General features: G+C 64.7%; 17 protein-coding genes and 1 tRNA gene. 9 read left to right on the top strand and 9 right to left on the bottom strand.

Features of this window, described 5'->3' with window-relative positions:
- Positions 1-53: 53 nt before the first annotated feature.
- A tRNA-Arg gene (locus CU669_RS10860) sits at positions 54-130 on the bottom strand.
- Between the two features lie 282 nt (positions 131-412).
- On the opposite strand from CU669_RS10860, the gene CU669_RS10855 reads away from it, so the two are divergent.
- A complete protein-coding gene (locus tag CU669_RS10855) occupies positions 413-1507 on the top strand; it encodes a hypothetical protein (RefSeq protein ID WP_112144553.1) in 1095 nt (364 codons plus the stop codon).
- A 177-nt stretch (positions 1508-1684) separates the two neighbouring features.
- Here CU669_RS10855 and arsA read toward each other — a convergent pair whose 3' ends face one another.
- From arsA to CU669_RS10820, 7 genes are all read right to left on the bottom strand, one after another.
- The gene (gene arsA, locus CU669_RS10850; RefSeq protein WP_112144552.1) at positions 1685-3421 is read right to left on the bottom strand and encodes an arsenical pump-driving ATPase; all 1737 of its coding nucleotides are present in this window, start codon (positions 3419-3421) and stop codon (positions 1685-1687) included.
- The gene (arsD, locus tag CU669_RS10845) at positions 3421-3774 is read right to left on the bottom strand and encodes an arsenite efflux transporter metallochaperone ArsD (RefSeq protein WP_112144550.1); all 354 of its coding nucleotides are present in this window, start codon (positions 3772-3774) and stop codon (positions 3421-3423) included. Before arsD ends, arsA begins: the two co-directional genes overlap by 1 nt.
- 10 nt (positions 3775-3784) lie before the next feature.
- Complete coding sequence (arsB, locus tag CU669_RS10840; protein WP_112144548.1) at positions 3785-4807, bottom strand: ACR3 family arsenite efflux transporter; 1023 nt, start codon at positions 4805-4807, stop codon at positions 3785-3787.
- 1 nt (position 4808) lies between these two features.
- Positions 4809-5255, bottom strand: coding sequence for an arsenate reductase ArsC (locus CU669_RS10835; RefSeq protein WP_112144546.1), 447 nt, complete (start codon positions 5253-5255; stop codon positions 4809-4811).
- Between the two features lie 22 nt (positions 5256-5277).
- A complete protein-coding gene (locus CU669_RS10830; RefSeq protein WP_112144545.1) occupies positions 5278-5778 on the bottom strand; it encodes an arsenate reductase ArsC in 501 nt (166 codons plus the stop codon).
- Positions 5775-6200, bottom strand: coding sequence for an ArsR/SmtB family transcription factor (locus tag CU669_RS10825; protein WP_112144543.1), 426 nt, complete (start codon positions 6198-6200; stop codon positions 5775-5777). Before CU669_RS10825 ends, CU669_RS10830 begins: the two co-directional genes overlap by 4 nt.
- 171 nt (positions 6201-6371) lie before the next feature.
- Positions 6372-6854 carry a DUF2786 domain-containing protein gene (locus CU669_RS10820; RefSeq protein WP_112144541.1) on the bottom strand — a complete coding sequence of 161 codons (483 nt, stop codon included), beginning with the start codon at positions 6852-6854 and terminating at the stop codon, positions 6372-6374.
- Positions 6855-7018: 164 nt separating this feature from the next.
- Between CU669_RS10820 and CU669_RS10815 the strand changes: the two genes are divergently transcribed.
- The 7 genes from CU669_RS10815 to CU669_RS10785 all read left to right on the top strand — a co-directional run bounded on the left by CU669_RS10815 (position 7019) and on the right by CU669_RS10785 (position 11318).
- A complete protein-coding gene (locus tag CU669_RS10815; RefSeq protein ID WP_112144540.1) occupies positions 7019-7357 on the top strand; it encodes a cyclic nucleotide-binding domain-containing protein in 339 nt (112 codons plus the stop codon).
- A gap of 11 nt (positions 7358-7368) precedes the next feature.
- Entirely contained in the window at positions 7369-7812 is a 444-nt protein-coding gene (locus tag CU669_RS10810) for a type II toxin-antitoxin system RatA family toxin (protein WP_112144538.1), read from the top strand.
- Between the two features lie 2 nt (positions 7813-7814).
- Entirely contained in the window at positions 7815-9629 is a 1815-nt protein-coding gene (locus CU669_RS10805) for a DNA polymerase III subunit gamma/tau (protein WP_275667813.1), read from the top strand.
- Complete coding sequence (locus CU669_RS10800; RefSeq protein ID WP_112144537.1) at positions 9626-9949, top strand: YbaB/EbfC family nucleoid-associated protein; 324 nt, start codon at positions 9626-9628, stop codon at positions 9947-9949. The genes CU669_RS10805 and CU669_RS10800 overlap by 4 nt, the downstream gene beginning before the upstream one ends.
- A gap of 69 nt (positions 9950-10018) precedes the next feature.
- Positions 10019-10612 carry a recombination mediator RecR gene (recR, locus tag CU669_RS10795; protein WP_112144536.1) on the top strand — a complete coding sequence of 198 codons (594 nt, stop codon included), beginning with the start codon at positions 10019-10021 and terminating at the stop codon, positions 10610-10612.
- A gap of 60 nt (positions 10613-10672) precedes the next feature.
- Positions 10673-10969 carry a nucleotidyltransferase family protein gene (locus CU669_RS10790; protein WP_112144534.1) on the top strand — a complete coding sequence of 99 codons (297 nt, stop codon included), beginning with the start codon at positions 10673-10675 and terminating at the stop codon, positions 10967-10969.
- Entirely contained in the window at positions 10959-11318 is a 360-nt protein-coding gene (locus tag CU669_RS10785) for a HepT-like ribonuclease domain-containing protein (RefSeq protein WP_161539637.1), read from the top strand. The genes CU669_RS10790 and CU669_RS10785 overlap by 11 nt, the downstream gene beginning before the upstream one ends.
- Positions 11319-11324: 6 nt before the next feature.
- Here CU669_RS10785 and CU669_RS10780 read toward each other — a convergent pair whose 3' ends face one another.
- The gene (locus CU669_RS10780; RefSeq protein ID WP_112144531.1) at positions 11325-11942 is read right to left on the bottom strand and encodes a glutathione S-transferase family protein; all 618 of its coding nucleotides are present in this window, start codon (positions 11940-11942) and stop codon (positions 11325-11327) included.
- 71 nt (positions 11943-12013) lie between these two features.
- Here CU669_RS10780 and CU669_RS10775 point away from each other — a divergent pair, with 71 nt between their 5' ends.
- Positions 12014-13396, top strand: a complete 1383-nt coding sequence (locus tag CU669_RS10775; RefSeq protein WP_239988675.1) for a leucyl aminopeptidase family protein — start codon at positions 12014-12016, stop codon at positions 13394-13396.
- Positions 13397-13496 lie beyond the last annotated feature (100 nt).

Raw genomic sequence — 13496 nt, 5'->3', positions numbered from 1 at the left:
GCCTCAGGCAAAATAAAAGAGCTACAGGAGAACCTGTAACTCTTGAGAAAGAATGGCGCGCCCGGAAAGACTCGAACTTCCAACCCCCAGATTCGTAGTCTGGTGCTCTATCCAATTGAGCTACGGGCGCTTTATCCGCCGCCAGGACGTTGCCGCCCAAGCGAGGACGCGGACCATACACAAACACCCCAGACCCTGCAAGTGCGAAAATCTTCCGGTTCACGGACCCAAAGCATATGGACTCATTTGACAAATAGGTACCACCAATCGAAATGCGGACTTGTGGCCGGGTGTTCAATTGCGTAAAATCCGCCCCAAAGTTTGCGGGGGCAAGTCTAGTTTCAATCCAAGAAATGGTCTTAAGCCCGTCGGTACTTGTCGGAATTGGCGAATCAAAGGATCAGCTATCCCCATGGCCCTGAAAAAGACCCATGCCGCCGCCTTGTGCGCGGCCCTCCTGGCGGGCGGATGCTCGTTCGCAGAGGACGCGCTGTTCCCGGCAACCGGAACCGTCGCCGCCAATCAGACCGAACAGGCCGCACCCGACGCGCCGCCCGTCATGGGCTCGTCCGGCTATGAGGCGGTGACCGTCACGCCCGGCTCGCCCACCGGCACCTTTGTCGGCGGAAAGGCCGCCGCGCTTCGTGGCGACCTTCAGTCGTTGCAGGCGACGCTGGGCCGCCAGAACCAGTCGCTGCAGCAGATCCGCAACGAGACGGTGCAGGATTCCCAGCGCTATCACGGCACCGTGGCGGCCATCAATGCCCGCCTCCAGGTGGGCACCACCCCGGGCAACCCGATCCTGACCCAGCAGTGGAACGCCGCCCAGGGCGAGCTGGACCGCATCACCGACGACGTGCTGAAGATGAACCGCCTGACCAACGAGGTCACCTCGTCGTCGACCATGGCCGCCTTCCTGCTGGAATCCGTCCGCGCCGCCCGCTCGCTGTCGGGCGCGGTGGACGAGGATCACCGTCAGCTGCGCATCTTGGAAGACGAAACCAACCGCACCGTGGTGATGGTCGAGCGCCTGCTGTCCGAACTGACCAGCGATTCCATCCGTCAGCAGCAGTATGTGGCCTCGGAAAAGCAGAACCTCAACACCCTGGCGCTGGGCATCAAGAACGGCGCCCTGTTCGCCGGTGGCCTGGGCAATCGCATCAACGCCAGCTATGACGGCGCCTCGGCGCGCCCCCTGGCGAGCGGCGAGATGCCGCTGGTCACCATCCGCTTCGACCGCCCCAACGTGAATTACGAGCCCGCGCTTTACACCGCCATCAAAAGCGCGCTGGACCGTCGCCCCAACGCCACCTTCGACGTTGTCGCGGTCTCGCCGGTGGGATCGACCCCCGGCCAGCAGGCCCTGTCCGCCTCCAACGCCAAGCGCAATGCGGATTCGGTGCTGCGCTCGCTGACCAACATGAACCTGCCGGCCAGCCGGGTCAGGGTCAATTCCACCACCAGCACCTCCACCAGCACCGGCGAGGTCCAGGTTTTCGTCCGCTGAACCAGGTGTCGTGAAGGTAAGAAAGCCGTCAAGGGCGCTGACGTGAGGAAGGCGGGCAACCGCCGGAGAAGCAAAGATAAGCGGCTGGATGGTGGGTTGTTCCACCATCCAGCCGTTTTTGCTTTGTCAGCCGCTCCGCAGCCTTGAAAGGCATCCCCCCCTCCTGCATGGATGGCCTTACCGTACCAGCCGCAGCAATCCCGTCTTTCCCACCGGCACGTCCGCCTGCCAAGGCACGAGGGCCGTCCGTGGCGCCAGTTCATCGGACACCTTGCGGATGAACGCCATCTCATAGCGGCCGCGCTGGGCCAGCAGCGGATGGGCGGTGCCGCTGGCCAGCAGGCTCTGATTGATCACCCAGGCATAAGGCGTGATGCCTGCCCGGCCCAGGTCTTGGGCCAGGCGCTCGGCCTCATGCACCGGGGTGGCTTCGGCCAATGTCACGATCAGGATGCGGGTAAAGCTGGGGTCACGCAGCCGGGGCAGCAGATTACGCACCGCATCGGGCATGTCGGCCTGGGTCCGCAGCACTTCGCGGTGATAGGCCTCGGCGGCGTCCAGCAGCAAGATGGTGTGCCCCGTGGGCGCGGTGTCAAGCACCACGAAGCCGTCCTTGCCGCCCTCCACCGTGCGGGCGAAGGCGCGGAAGACGGCGATCTCCTCGGTGCAGGGCGAGCGCAGATCCTCTTCCAGCATGGCGCGGCCGGATTCGTCCAGACTGGCCCCCGCCTTGGCCAGAACCTCGTCGCGATAGCGCGCGACTTCCGCTTCCGGGTCGATGCGGGCAACGCACAGATTGGAAGCCTCACCGGCCATGGTGGCCGCCAGATGGGCGGCGGGATCGGTGGTGGACAGCACCACCTTATGCCCTCGCGCCGCCAAGGCGACGGCCAGGGCGGCGGCCATGGTTGTCTTGCCGACGCCGCCCTTGCCCATGGTCATGATCACGCCGTGACCGGCGGCTTCCAGATCATCCAACAGGGGGACCAGACCGGCGGGAAGGCGACCCGGCGCGAAGGGCTCGGGGCTCGGCACGAAAGCCGGAGCGGGGCGAAACAGGGACTGAAGCGAGTCCAGGCCGACGGTGCCCCTGGGCAGGAAGGGAAACTGATCGCGGGGCAGCAAGGACAGCCCGGCGGGCATTTCCGCCACGGCGTCGCGCCCTCGGCCTTCCATGGCCAGCGCGACGTCATCCCCGGTCTGTCCCGCCGCGAAGACGCCGTTCAGGGCCAGCCGCAGATTACGGACGCCGAGGTCTTGCAGTTCATGACGGGTGCGCTCGGCCTCGCGCAGCGCCGAGACTTCGGCGCGGGCGACCAGCACGATGGTGGTGGTCGCCGGATCGGACAATTGCGCCACCGTGGCGGCATAAAGCGCCTTTTGCTTTTCCAGCCCGGCCAGCGGACCCAGGCACGAAGCGCCGCCGGTGGAAGACGCGATGAAATCGGTCCAGGCCGAGGGCAGGGTCAACAGCCGCAGGGTATGGCCGGTCGGCGCGGTATCGAAGATGACATGGTCGAAACCCAAAGTGGCGGCCGGGTCGCCCAGCAGCTTGGCGAATTCGTCGAAGGCGGCGATCTCGACGGTACAGGCGCCGGAGAACTGCTCTTCCATGCTGGCGATGGCCGCCGCGGGCAGGATGCCGCGATAAGGCGCGACCATGCGTTCCTTGTAGTCATGGGCGGCGGCTTCCGGATCGATGTTGAGGGCGAACAGACCCGGAGCCCCCGCGATGGCGCATGGCGTCTGGCCAAGAGGCGTCCCCAGCACTTCGTCGAGATTCGAGGCCGGATCGGTGCTGACGATCAGCACCCGCTTGCCCGCCTCGGCCAAGGCAAGGCCGGTGGCGCAGGACAGCGAGGTCTTGCCGACACCGCCCTTGCCGGTGAAGAACAGCGTGCGGGTGTGGTCCATCAGCAGCAGCCGGATTTGGGCGAGCAGCAGGAAGCGGTCGGCTTTCCACCGGCCGCGAGTCCCAGCTTGGCCGCCAGTTGGTCGCGGGACAGATGCACCCCGGTCGATACGATATGGCCGTCCACCGCGATGATGGGCAGTCGGTCCATACCGGCCTCCATCTCCTTGACCACCGCCGGATTGGCGGCGAAGGCCTGGGGCTCCTGGCCGAGATTATAGCGGTGGACCGCGACGCCCTGCTCGGCCACCCATTTCAGATCGGCGGCGAAGGTGACCAGGACGGGATCGACCTCGGGACCGCAAACGCCGGTCGAGCAGCACATGGCGGGATCATAGATTTCTAGCTTGGTCATGATTGCTCTCCTATGTCCGGGCTTCGTACCAAGTCTTGGACGCATTGACGATCTTGACCACGGACAGCATCACCGGCACCTCGATCAAGACACCGACCACGGTGGCCAGGGCGGCGCCCGACTGAAAGCCGAACAGGGAGATGGCGGCGGCCACCGCCAGTTCGAAGAAGTTGGACGCCCCGATCAGGGCCGATGGCCCGGCGACGCAATGGGCGACGCCCAGCTTCTTGTTCAACAGATAGGCCAGCCCCGAATTGAAATAGACCTGGATGGTGATGGGCACCGCCAGCATGGCGATGACCAGGGGCTGATTGATGATCTGCTCGCCCTGGAAGCCGAACAGCAGCACCAGGGTGGTCAGCAGCGCCACCAGCGACAGCGGGCCGATCTTGGCCAGCAGATTGGGCAGGGCCTGGGGACCATGGGCCAACAGGGCCTTGCGCCAGACTTGCGCGACGATCACCGGCACCACGATGTAGAGCACCACCGACAGCAGCAGGGTGTCCCAGGGCACGGTGATGGAGGACAGGCCCAGCAGCAGCCCGACGATGGGGGCGAAGGCCACCACCATGATCAGATCGTTGAGCGCCACTTGGCTGAGGGTGAAATGGGGTTCGCCATTGGTCAGGTTGGACCATACGAAGACCATGGCGGTGCAAGGTGCGGCGGCCAGCAAGATCAGCCCGGCGATATAGGAATCAAGCTGGTCGGCGGGCAGGTAGGGCTTGAACAATGTGGAGATGAACACCCAGCCGAGGGCCGCCATGGAGAACGGCTTGACGCCCCAATTGATGAAGAGCGTCACGCCGATGCCCTTCCAATGCTCACTTACCTGATGCAGGGCGCCGAAGTCGATCTTCAGCAGCATGGGGATGATCATCAGCCAGATCAGCACCGCCACCGGCAGATTGACCTGGGCGATTTCCATGCGGCCGATGGCCTGGAACGGGCCGGGCAGAAAGTGTCCCAGCGCGACACCGGCGAGGATGCACAGGCCGACCCAGACGGTCAGATAGCGTTCGAACCGATTCATCTCAGACCTCTTCCGCCCGCTCGACGCCGACTTCGATCAGCTTGGCGATTTTGGCTTCGATCATGGCGTAGACCTTGCGAAACGCGGCCAGCCGCTCCTCATGACTGCCCTCGGCGGCGGCGGGGTCGGGAAAGCCGATGTGGACTTTGGACGGATGTCCCGGCCAGATCGGACAAACCTCGCCCGCCGCGTTGTCGCAGACGGTAATCACCAGATCCATCTTCGGCGCGTCGGGCAGGGCGAATTCGTCCCATGATTTGGAACGGTAACCCTCGGTGGGCAATCCCTTCTCGGCCAGCACCTCCAGCGAGAGCGGATTGACCTTGCCGGTGGGATTGCTGCCAGCGCTGAACGCCCGCCATTTTCCGCCGCCCAGATGGTTGGTCAGGGCTTCTCCCAGGACGGAGCGGGCGGAATTGCCGGTGCAAAGAACCAGAACATTGGTCATGGACGTCGCCTTGTCATAGGGATCAGGTTCGGGCCTTGCCGATTTCGTCCAGATGCTTCTGCAGCGAGAGGTGGTCGAGCGAATGGATCGGCAGGGCGGAAAAAATGCTGATGCGGTTGTTGAGCATGCGCATCACCTCGGCGGTCAGGGCAGCCTTCTCGACGGCGCTGCCCTCGAATCCGGCCGGGTCGGGGACACCCCAATGGGCGCTCATGGGCTGGCCCGGCCAGACCGGGCAAACTTCTCCCGCCGCGTTGTCGCAGACGGTGAAGACGAAATCCAATTCGGGAGCACCCGGCCCCGCGAACTCTTCCCACGACTTGGAGCGCAGGCTATCGGTGGAGAAGTTCAACTTCTTCAGCAGATTGAATACGGTCGGATCGATGGCGCCCTTGGGCTGGCTGCCCGCGCTGAAGGCGCGGAACTTGCCGTTGCCTTCCCGATTCATGATGCATTCGGCCATGATGCTGCGCGCCGAATTGCCGGTGCACAGGAATAGGACGTTGTAGATTTTCTCGCTCATATCGGTCCCCCACAGCAGCTGATGCCTTGGTTGGCGGAAGCGGCCCCCGCGGGCAAGGCGGCACGGCCTTGATCACAGAGCACCTGGACCGGAACCTCGTTGACCATGGTCAGCAAACGGCGATCCTCGACGATGGTGGGATCGTCGGCCAGCGCGGCCGCCACCATTGCCAGGAACGAGGGCGCATAGAGGTTGAACGCCCGTTCCGCCAGCCGGTAATAGACCCATTTGCCATCCCGACGCTGTTGCAGCAGCCCGGCCACCTTCAAGGCGGCGAGATGCTTGGAGATGGTGGGCGTCGCCAGGCCGAGGATGGTGGTGATCTGGCACACGCACAGCTCTCCCGCCTCCAACAGCTTGAGAATACGCACGCGCGATGGATCGGCGACGGCCTTGGCCACGGTCTCGAAGGTCTCGATCATGAGCGGATGCTGCCATCAATTCGCTGAACACGAAAATGATACTTCCATGACAATGCCGGATCAAGTGAATTGATCCGGCCAGCACGGATTGGCCAATGAAAGGATCGCGAGGAATTGGCGGCCAGAGGCGCCCCATCCGCTTGGACGGACAGGCGGCTTGGTTAAGGAGGACTATCCCCGGGGAATGGCCAAGACGTCGGGCAGCAGCCCGTCATAGATCAGTTCCGCCAGAATGTCGTCGACGATGCCGCGCGCCAGACGCGACGCGCCCGCGCTGCCCAGCATCATATTGAAATAGGGGCGCAGCAGTTCCACGGTGGAGACATGCTCCACCGCTTGGCCGCGGGTATTGCGTCGCAAGGGCGAGACGGTGTTGATATGACCCAGGGCCAGTTCCTGCAAGGCCGCCTTCAGCAAACCTTCCTGCGTGGTTTTTTCCAGCAGGGCCTGATACTGGGGATTATCGCGCTCGCGCGCCGCCCAGGATGGGTCGGTGGTGACGCTTTGGCCGGGTTGGCCGTCCAACTGCTCGATCAACTTGGCCACCTTGCGCGCCGCCGACAGCTCTTCTTCCTCGGTGCAGCCGTTTACGGTGGTCATGGCCATCAGCGCCCGCAGGCGGGCGAGGGAATGCGCCCGGTCGTCGGCGCTCACGGCCGAACCGCCTTGACGAAGCAATCATGCGCTTGTGTTTCCGCGATCATGCCCCAACTCTAAGACGGTCAACTATGCTCTGTCGATGGTCTCCTTCGCCTTGGGGGGTGACTCGGAGACAGAACACGAATAAAGTCATAGCAAGCGAGACTGGGGTGGCTGGCATGCGTAATGATCGAATTCTCGAGCGGAAGGTTTTTTACGCTGGGGCGAAGATCTTTAATGAAGGCGATTCCGGTGATCGCGCCTATCTGATTCAAGACGGTCAGGTGGAGATCATCAAGCACGGCATGACCATCGCCACCATCGGCAAGGGCGAGTTGTTCGGGGAAATGGCCCTGGTGGATGATCAGCCCCGCATGGCCAGCGCCAAGGCGCTGTCCGACGTGTCGTGCATCGTCATTTCCCGCGACACCTTCCGCGATAAGCTGGCCAAGGCCGACCCCTTCATTCGCGGCTTGCTCAATATCTTCGTGCGCAATATCCGCAATCTGACCCGTTAGGGCCAAGTCCCATGTCGGCGCTGGTCGGCGGCTGGGCGGTTGACTTTCCCCACCACGACGCGGCGCGGCTGTTCGCCTTGGCGGTGGACGTGGAATCCTATCCCCGTTTCATTCCCTGGTGCCGACTGACCCGCATTCGCCGCCGCGACCAGGCTCGGCTGGAGGTGGACAATCTGTTCGGCGCCGGACCGGTGCAGGCCCGCTTCCACTCGGTGGCCGAATTCGACGCCCCCCATCGCCTGGAAATCACGTCCCGCGACGGACCGTTCCGCGCCTTCCGCCTGACCTGGGTGTTCGAGCCCCTTGACGCCCAGGGTTGCCGGGTCAAGGCCGATTACCGCATGGAATTGAAATCCGGCCTGCTGCAATCCCTGGCGCGGCTGTCGCTGCCCGAGGTGGAACGCCGGGTGGTGCAGAAATTCAAGGAGCGGGTGCGCGCCGTCTATGGGCGGTAGCCATGGCGAACGCCGCGTTATATTCTGCCGCCATGACCGACAGCCCCGCCCCTGCCCCCTACCGCGTGCTGGCCCGCAAATACCGGCCCACCGACTTCGCCGGCCTGATCGGGCAGGAAGCCATGGTGCGCACCCTGTCCAACGCCATCCAGTCGGGCCGCCTCGCCCACGCCTTCGTGCTGACCGGCGTGCGCGGCGTCGGCAAGACCACCACGGCCCGCATCATCGCCCGCGCCTTGAATTGCGTTGGTATGGATGGCAAGGGCGGCCCCACCATCGAACCTTGCGGTGTCTGCGAACATTGCCGCGCCATCGCCGAGGACCGCCACGTCGATGTGATGGAGATGGACGCCGCCAGCCGCACCGGCGTCGACGGCATCCGCGAGCTGATCGACAGCGTTCGCTATCGCCCCACCTCGGCCCGTTACAAGATTTACATCATCGACGAAGTGCACATGCTGTCCACGGCAGCCTTCAATGCCCTGTTGAAGACCCTGGAAGAGCCGCCCGAGCATGTGAAATTCGTCTTCGCCACCACCGAGATCCGCAAGATCCCGGTCACCGTGCTGTCGCGCTGCCAGCGTTTCGACCTGCGCCGGGTCGAGATGGAGGTGCTGTCCGCCCATTTCGCCGGTATCGCCGTCAAGGAAAGCGCCGAGATTGAGCCCGCCGCCCTCAAGCTGATCGCCCGGGCCGCCGATGGCTCGGTGCGCGATGGGTTGTCGCTGCTGGACCAGGCCATCAGCCACGGCGCCGGTCTGGTCGCCGAATCCCAGGTGCGCGACATGCTGGGGCTGGCCGACCGCGCCCGCGTCTTCGACCTGCTGGACGCGGTGATGAAGGGTGACGTGGGCACCGCCTTGGACCAGATCACCGACCAATACGCCGCCGGTGCCGATCCGGCGGTGGTGCTGCAAGACATGCTGGAACTGGTGCACTGGCTGACCCGCCTGAAGGTCACGCCGGAAGCCGCCGAGGCCGCCACCGCCTCGGAAACCGAGCGGGTCAAGGGCCGCCAGATGGCCGATGCCTTGTCTCTGGCCGCCCTGACCCGTGCCTGGCAAATGCTGCTGAAGGGCCTGGCCGAGACCCGCTCCGCCCATAACGCGCTGCAAGCCGCCGAAATGGCCATCGTGCGGCTGGCCTATGCCGCCGAACTGCCGACCCCGGCGGAACTGGTCGAGCAGATCCGCGCCAATCCCCAGCCGCCGCCTGCTCCGCGCGGCCCTGGCGGTGGCGGTGGCGGCTTTGTGGGAGCCCCCGCCGATGCCGTCTCGGGCCAACATCTGGGCGGCAATGGAAACGGCGGCGCCACCGCGTTGAAGATGCAGCCCGCACCCCTGGCGGCGCCGAGCCAGTTGCCTGCCATGCCCGCCGGTTTCGCCGAGGTGGTCGCCCTCTTCGCCGAAAAGCGCGAAGGCGTCATCGCCGTGCAATTGCGCAATCAGGTCAATCTGGTCTCGTTCGAACCTGGCCGCCTCGAATGGCGACAGCACGGCGCCGCCGCCTCCGATCTCGCCCCCAAGGTGGCGCGCCTGCTGTCGGAATGGACCGGGCGGCGCTGGACCGTCTCGGTCAATTCCTCCGATCCCGCCCAGCCGACCCTGGCCGAGCAGGAGGCGGGCGCCGAGATGCGCCGCCGCCAGGACGCCGCCGACCATCCGCTGGTCAAGGCGGTGCTGGCCGCCTTCCCCGGCGCCACCATCGAAAAAGTCCACCAGCTCGAGGCCGAACCCGAGCCCTCGCCCGATATCATGACCGACGACCCCGATCCCATGGCGGATCCGGAGATGTTTCCAGGAGAAGAAGACCTATGAAGAACCTTGGCAACCTCATGAAGCAGGCGTCGCAGATGCAGGCCAAGATGGCCGAGATGCAGGCCAAGATGCAGGAAATCGAGGTGACCGGCTCGGCCGGAGCCGGAATGCTGCAAGTCACCCTGAACGGCAAGTTCGAGATGAAGAAGGTCAAGATCGACAAATCGCTGGTCGATCCCAACGACGTGGAAGTGCTGGAAGACCTGCTGCTGGCCGCCTTCAACGACGCCAAGGGCAAGGCGGAGACCCTGATGGCCGAGGAGATGGCCAACCTGACGGGCGGCCTCAGCCTGCCGGAAGGCTTTAAATTACCGTTCTGAATCAAGGCTCTATGCTTTAGAGAGCGAACGGATTCCTGCCCATATCGGTGTTTTTCTTGCGGAATCGAAATGGTCGGACCCGAAATCGAGCGCCTCATTCAACTTCTTTCGCGGTTGCCGGGCCTGGGACCGCGCTCGGCGCGGCGTGCCGCCCTGCGTCTGGTGGAAAAGCGCGAAGCCCTGCTGATCCCACTGGCCGCCGCCATGGCCGAGGCGGCCGCCAAGGTCAAGACTTGCGCCGTTTGCGGCAATTTCGACACCATCGAGCCTTGCGCCATCTGCGCCGACCACCGCCGCGACGCCAGCCAGCTCTGCGTTGTCGAGGATGTGGCCGGACTGTGGGCCATGGAACGCACCGGCAGCTTCAAGGGCCGCTACGCCGTCCTCGGCGGGCTGCTGTCGGCACTGGACGGCGTGGCGCCCGAGGATCTCGGCATCGCGTCCCTGGTGGCCCGCGCCCGCGATCCCCTGGTCAAGGAGGTCATCCTGGCCACCCCCGCCACGGTGGAGGGCCAGACCACCGCCCATTACATCGCCGACCGCCTCGCCGACTGCGACGTCTCGGTCACCGGCCTCGCCCATGGGGTGCCGGTGGGCGGCGAGCTGGACCACCTGGACGACGGCACCATCACCGCGGCCTTCAGGGCGCGGCGGCGGTTTTGAAAGCTTGACGGCTCGAACCGAGACGCCGCATCGTATGAGTGGCAGAACAAGGCTTTCAGCATGATCCGCGACGATGTCACTCGGATTCTTCGTGCCCGGCGAGATGATCTTGTCAGGATGGGAGTGGTTCATGCCGCGATTTTCGGATCGGTGGCGCGCGGCGACGAAAGGCCGGACAGCGACATCGACATCATGATCGAAGTCGATCCCGCCATCGTGCGCGGCATCTTCGCCATTGGCGGTATCCAACAATCCCTGGAAGAGTGGATCGGCCGCTCGGTCGATCTTGCCCGCAGGGACAGACTGCGCCCCGGTATCGCCGAGGAAGCCGCCAGGGATGGAGTCCATGCCTTCTAGCCGTCCTCTCGACCGCCTGGGCGAGGTGGCGGATAACTGCGAGCGTATCCAGCGCTATATCGGCGATATGGATTTCGCCGCCTATGCGGCCGATCAAAAAACCAAGGATGCCGTCGAGCGATGCCTACAGCGCATCAGCGAAGCGGCCACCAAGCTCGGCCACTCCCTTGATGCCCTTTACCCCGAGGTGAATTGGAAAGGCGCGCGCGGCATCGGCAATCCACTCCGGCATCAGTACGACCAAATTCACGACGCCGATATCTGGGATGGCATCGTCAACGATATCCCCCAGCTCTATCACGCCGCCATGGCGGAAATCGCCCGCCTGAAGGCATTACCCGAAGATTGAGCGACATCACCGCGCCGCCGCCACCCATTCCTTCATCGCCGCCATGGCCATGACGGACTCGCAATAGGCCTGGGACACCTCGCCCACCGGCAGATGATAGGTCCGCATCCGGGTGACCACCGGAGCGAACATGGCGTCGGCGATGGAGAAGCGGCCGAACAGGAAGTCGCCGCCGCCCCCGAAACGGTCGCGGCAATCGCGCCACAGCGCATCGATGCGGGCCACATCCGCCCTCACCTCGTCGTTGATCTCCGCCATGGGGGCGTCCGTCAGCACATCCATGGGGCAGTCGCGGCGCAGCGGCATGAAGCCGGAATGCATCTCGGCGGACACCGAGCGGGCGACGGCGCGGGCCTGGACATGGTCCGGCCACAGCCTGGCGGCGGGAAAGCGTTCCGCCAGATATTCGCAGATGGACAACGAATCCCAGACCTTGAAGCCATCATCGAACAGCAGCGGCACTTTGCCCGAGGGTGAGTATTTCTGGATTTCCACCTTGGTATCGGGCTGACGCAGCGTGATCTCCACCTCGTCGAAGGCCAGACCGGCGGCCTTCAATGCCAGCCAGGGCCGCAAGGACCATGACGAATAGCGTTTGGTGCCGATGACGAGCGATAGTGTCATGCTGGACTCTCCGATGATGATCCGGACAAAATACTGTCTAAGGAATGGGCGAAAGAACAGGAGGATTTTGCGTGCCGGACCATCTGATCGAGGCTGAGACCGACACCGTCGAGATCGTGACCTTGCGCAAATCCGAACTGGCGGACTGGCTGGCCGGACAGGCGGAGTCGGAGCGGGTCTGGATTCGATCCCTGGGATTTACCGCCGAGCCGGGCGCGGTCTGCCTATGCCCCGGCCCTGAAAGCCGTTTCGGCCGCGTTCTGTTCGGCCTGCCCGAAGGCGACGACTTCTGGGCCTTCGCCCAATTGCCCGCCAAGCTGCCGCCGGGACGTTATCGCATCAATCCCGAGCCGTCGCCCGACTTGGCCTATCGCGCCGCCCTGGGCTGGGCCCTGGCCGGATATTCCTTCGACCGTTACAAAAGCCGATCCCCCAAGCCGTTACCCGATCTGGCCTGGCCCCAATGCGCCGAGCGCGCAAAGGTGAAGGCGGCCTTCGACGCCATCGCCCTGGTGCGTGATCTGATCAACACCCCCGCCTCGGACATGGGCCCCGCCGAACTGGCCGCCGCCGCCGAGAAGCTGGCCGCCCAATTCGGCGCCACCTGCCGGGTGATCGTCGGCGACGGCCTGCTGGCGGAAAACTACCCCGCCATCCATGCGGTGGGTCGCGCCGCCGCCGCCCACCGCCGCCCCCGGCTGATCGACCTTGTCTGGGGGCCGGAACAGGCGCCCAAGGTCACCCTGGTGGGCAAGGGCGTTTGTTTCGACACCGGCGGCCTGGACCTCAAGCCGTCCTCCAATATGAAGCTGATGAAAAAGGACATGGGCGGCGCCGCCCATGTGCTGGGGCTGGCCTCCATGATCATGGAGGCCAGGTTGCCCGTGCGGCTGCGCGTCCTGATTCCGGCGGTGGAGAATTGCGTGTCGGGCGATGCCATGCGGCCGCTGGACGTGCTGGCCACCCGCAAGGGAACCTCGGTGGAAATCGGCAATACCGACGCCGAGGGTCGCCTGATCCTGTGCGACGCCTTGTTCGAGGCCTGCCGTGACAAGCCCGCCTTGCTGATCGACATCGCCACCCTGACCGGGGCGGCGCGCAGCGCGCTGGGGCCCGACCTGCCCGCCCTGTTCTCCGACGACGAGGTGCTGGCCGCCGACATCTTGCGGGCCGGTGAGGCGGAGGCCGACCCGCTGTGGCGGTTGCCGCTCTACAAGCCGTATCGCCGCATGCTGGACAGCAAGGTGGCCGACATCAACAACGCCAACGACTCGCCCCATGCCGGAGCCATCACCGCCGCGCTGTTCTTACAGGATTTCGTCGATCCCGCCTTGGCCTGGGCCCATCTCGACGTGCTGGCCTGGAATCCCAGCGGCCGACCCGGCCGACCGGAAGGTGGCGAAGCCCAAGGCCTGCGCGCCCTGTTCGCGGTGATCGAAGAGCGCTTTGCTTGATGATGTCCCTCAAGCGCCGGGCGCCAAAATTCCCATGACAATTTTCCGAAATCCCATCACGGCCATTGCCGGATGGGCCGGGGTCCGCTAAAAGATTTCG

The organism is Paramagnetospirillum kuznetsovii (genome assembly GCF_003284725.1).
Classification (GTDB): Bacteria; Pseudomonadota; Alphaproteobacteria; order Rhodospirillales; family Magnetospirillaceae; genus Phaeospirillum; species Phaeospirillum kuznetsovii.
The sequence above is the reverse complement of the archived record's forward strand: the minus strand, read 5'-3'. Positions and strand labels throughout refer to the sequence as shown.

What these genes read in the sequence shown, in the direction of transcription:
- CU669_RS10855 (WP_112144553.1), top strand. Translation starts at nt 413, where the DNA reads ATGGCCCTGAAAAAGACCCATGCCGCCGCCTTGTGCGCGGCCCTCCTG.
- arsA (WP_112144552.1), bottom strand. Translation starts at nt 3,421, where the DNA reads ATGGACCACACCCGCACGCTGTTCTTCACCGGCAAGGGCGGTGTCGGC.
- arsD (WP_112144550.1), bottom strand. Translation starts at nt 3,774, where the DNA reads ATGACCAAGCTAGAAATCTATGATCCCGCCATGTGCTGCTCGACCGGC.
- arsB (WP_112144548.1), bottom strand. Translation starts at nt 4,807, where the DNA reads ATGAATCGGTTCGAACGCTATCTGACCGTCTGGGTCGGCCTGTGCATC.
- CU669_RS10835 (WP_112144546.1), bottom strand. Translation starts at nt 5,255, where the DNA reads ATGACCAATGTTCTGGTTCTTTGCACCGGCAATTCCGCCCGCTCCGTC.
- CU669_RS10830 (WP_112144545.1), bottom strand. Translation starts at nt 5,778, where the DNA reads ATGAGCGAGAAAATCTACAACGTCCTATTCCTGTGCACCGGCAATTCG.
- CU669_RS10825 (WP_112144543.1), bottom strand. Translation starts at nt 6,200, where the DNA reads ATGATCGAGACCTTCGAGACCGTGGCCAAGGCCGTCGCCGATCCATCG.
- CU669_RS10815 (WP_112144540.1), top strand. Translation starts at nt 7,019, where the DNA reads ATGCGTAATGATCGAATTCTCGAGCGGAAGGTTTTTTACGCTGGGGCG.
- CU669_RS10810 (WP_112144538.1), top strand. Translation starts at nt 7,369, where the DNA reads ATGTCGGCGCTGGTCGGCGGCTGGGCGGTTGACTTTCCCCACCACGAC.
- CU669_RS10805 (WP_275667813.1), top strand. Translation starts at nt 7,815, where the DNA reads ATGGCGAACGCCGCGTTATATTCTGCCGCCATGACCGACAGCCCCGCC.
- CU669_RS10800 (WP_112144537.1), top strand. Translation starts at nt 9,626, where the DNA reads ATGAAGAACCTTGGCAACCTCATGAAGCAGGCGTCGCAGATGCAGGCC.
- recR (WP_112144536.1), top strand. Translation starts at nt 10,019, where the DNA reads ATGGTCGGACCCGAAATCGAGCGCCTCATTCAACTTCTTTCGCGGTTG.
- CU669_RS10790 (WP_112144534.1), top strand. Translation starts at nt 10,673, where the DNA reads ATGATCCGCGACGATGTCACTCGGATTCTTCGTGCCCGGCGAGATGAT.
- CU669_RS10785 (WP_161539637.1), top strand. Translation starts at nt 10,959, where the DNA reads ATGCCTTCTAGCCGTCCTCTCGACCGCCTGGGCGAGGTGGCGGATAAC.
- CU669_RS10780 (WP_112144531.1), bottom strand. Translation starts at nt 11,942, where the DNA reads ATGACACTATCGCTCGTCATCGGCACCAAACGCTATTCGTCATGGTCC.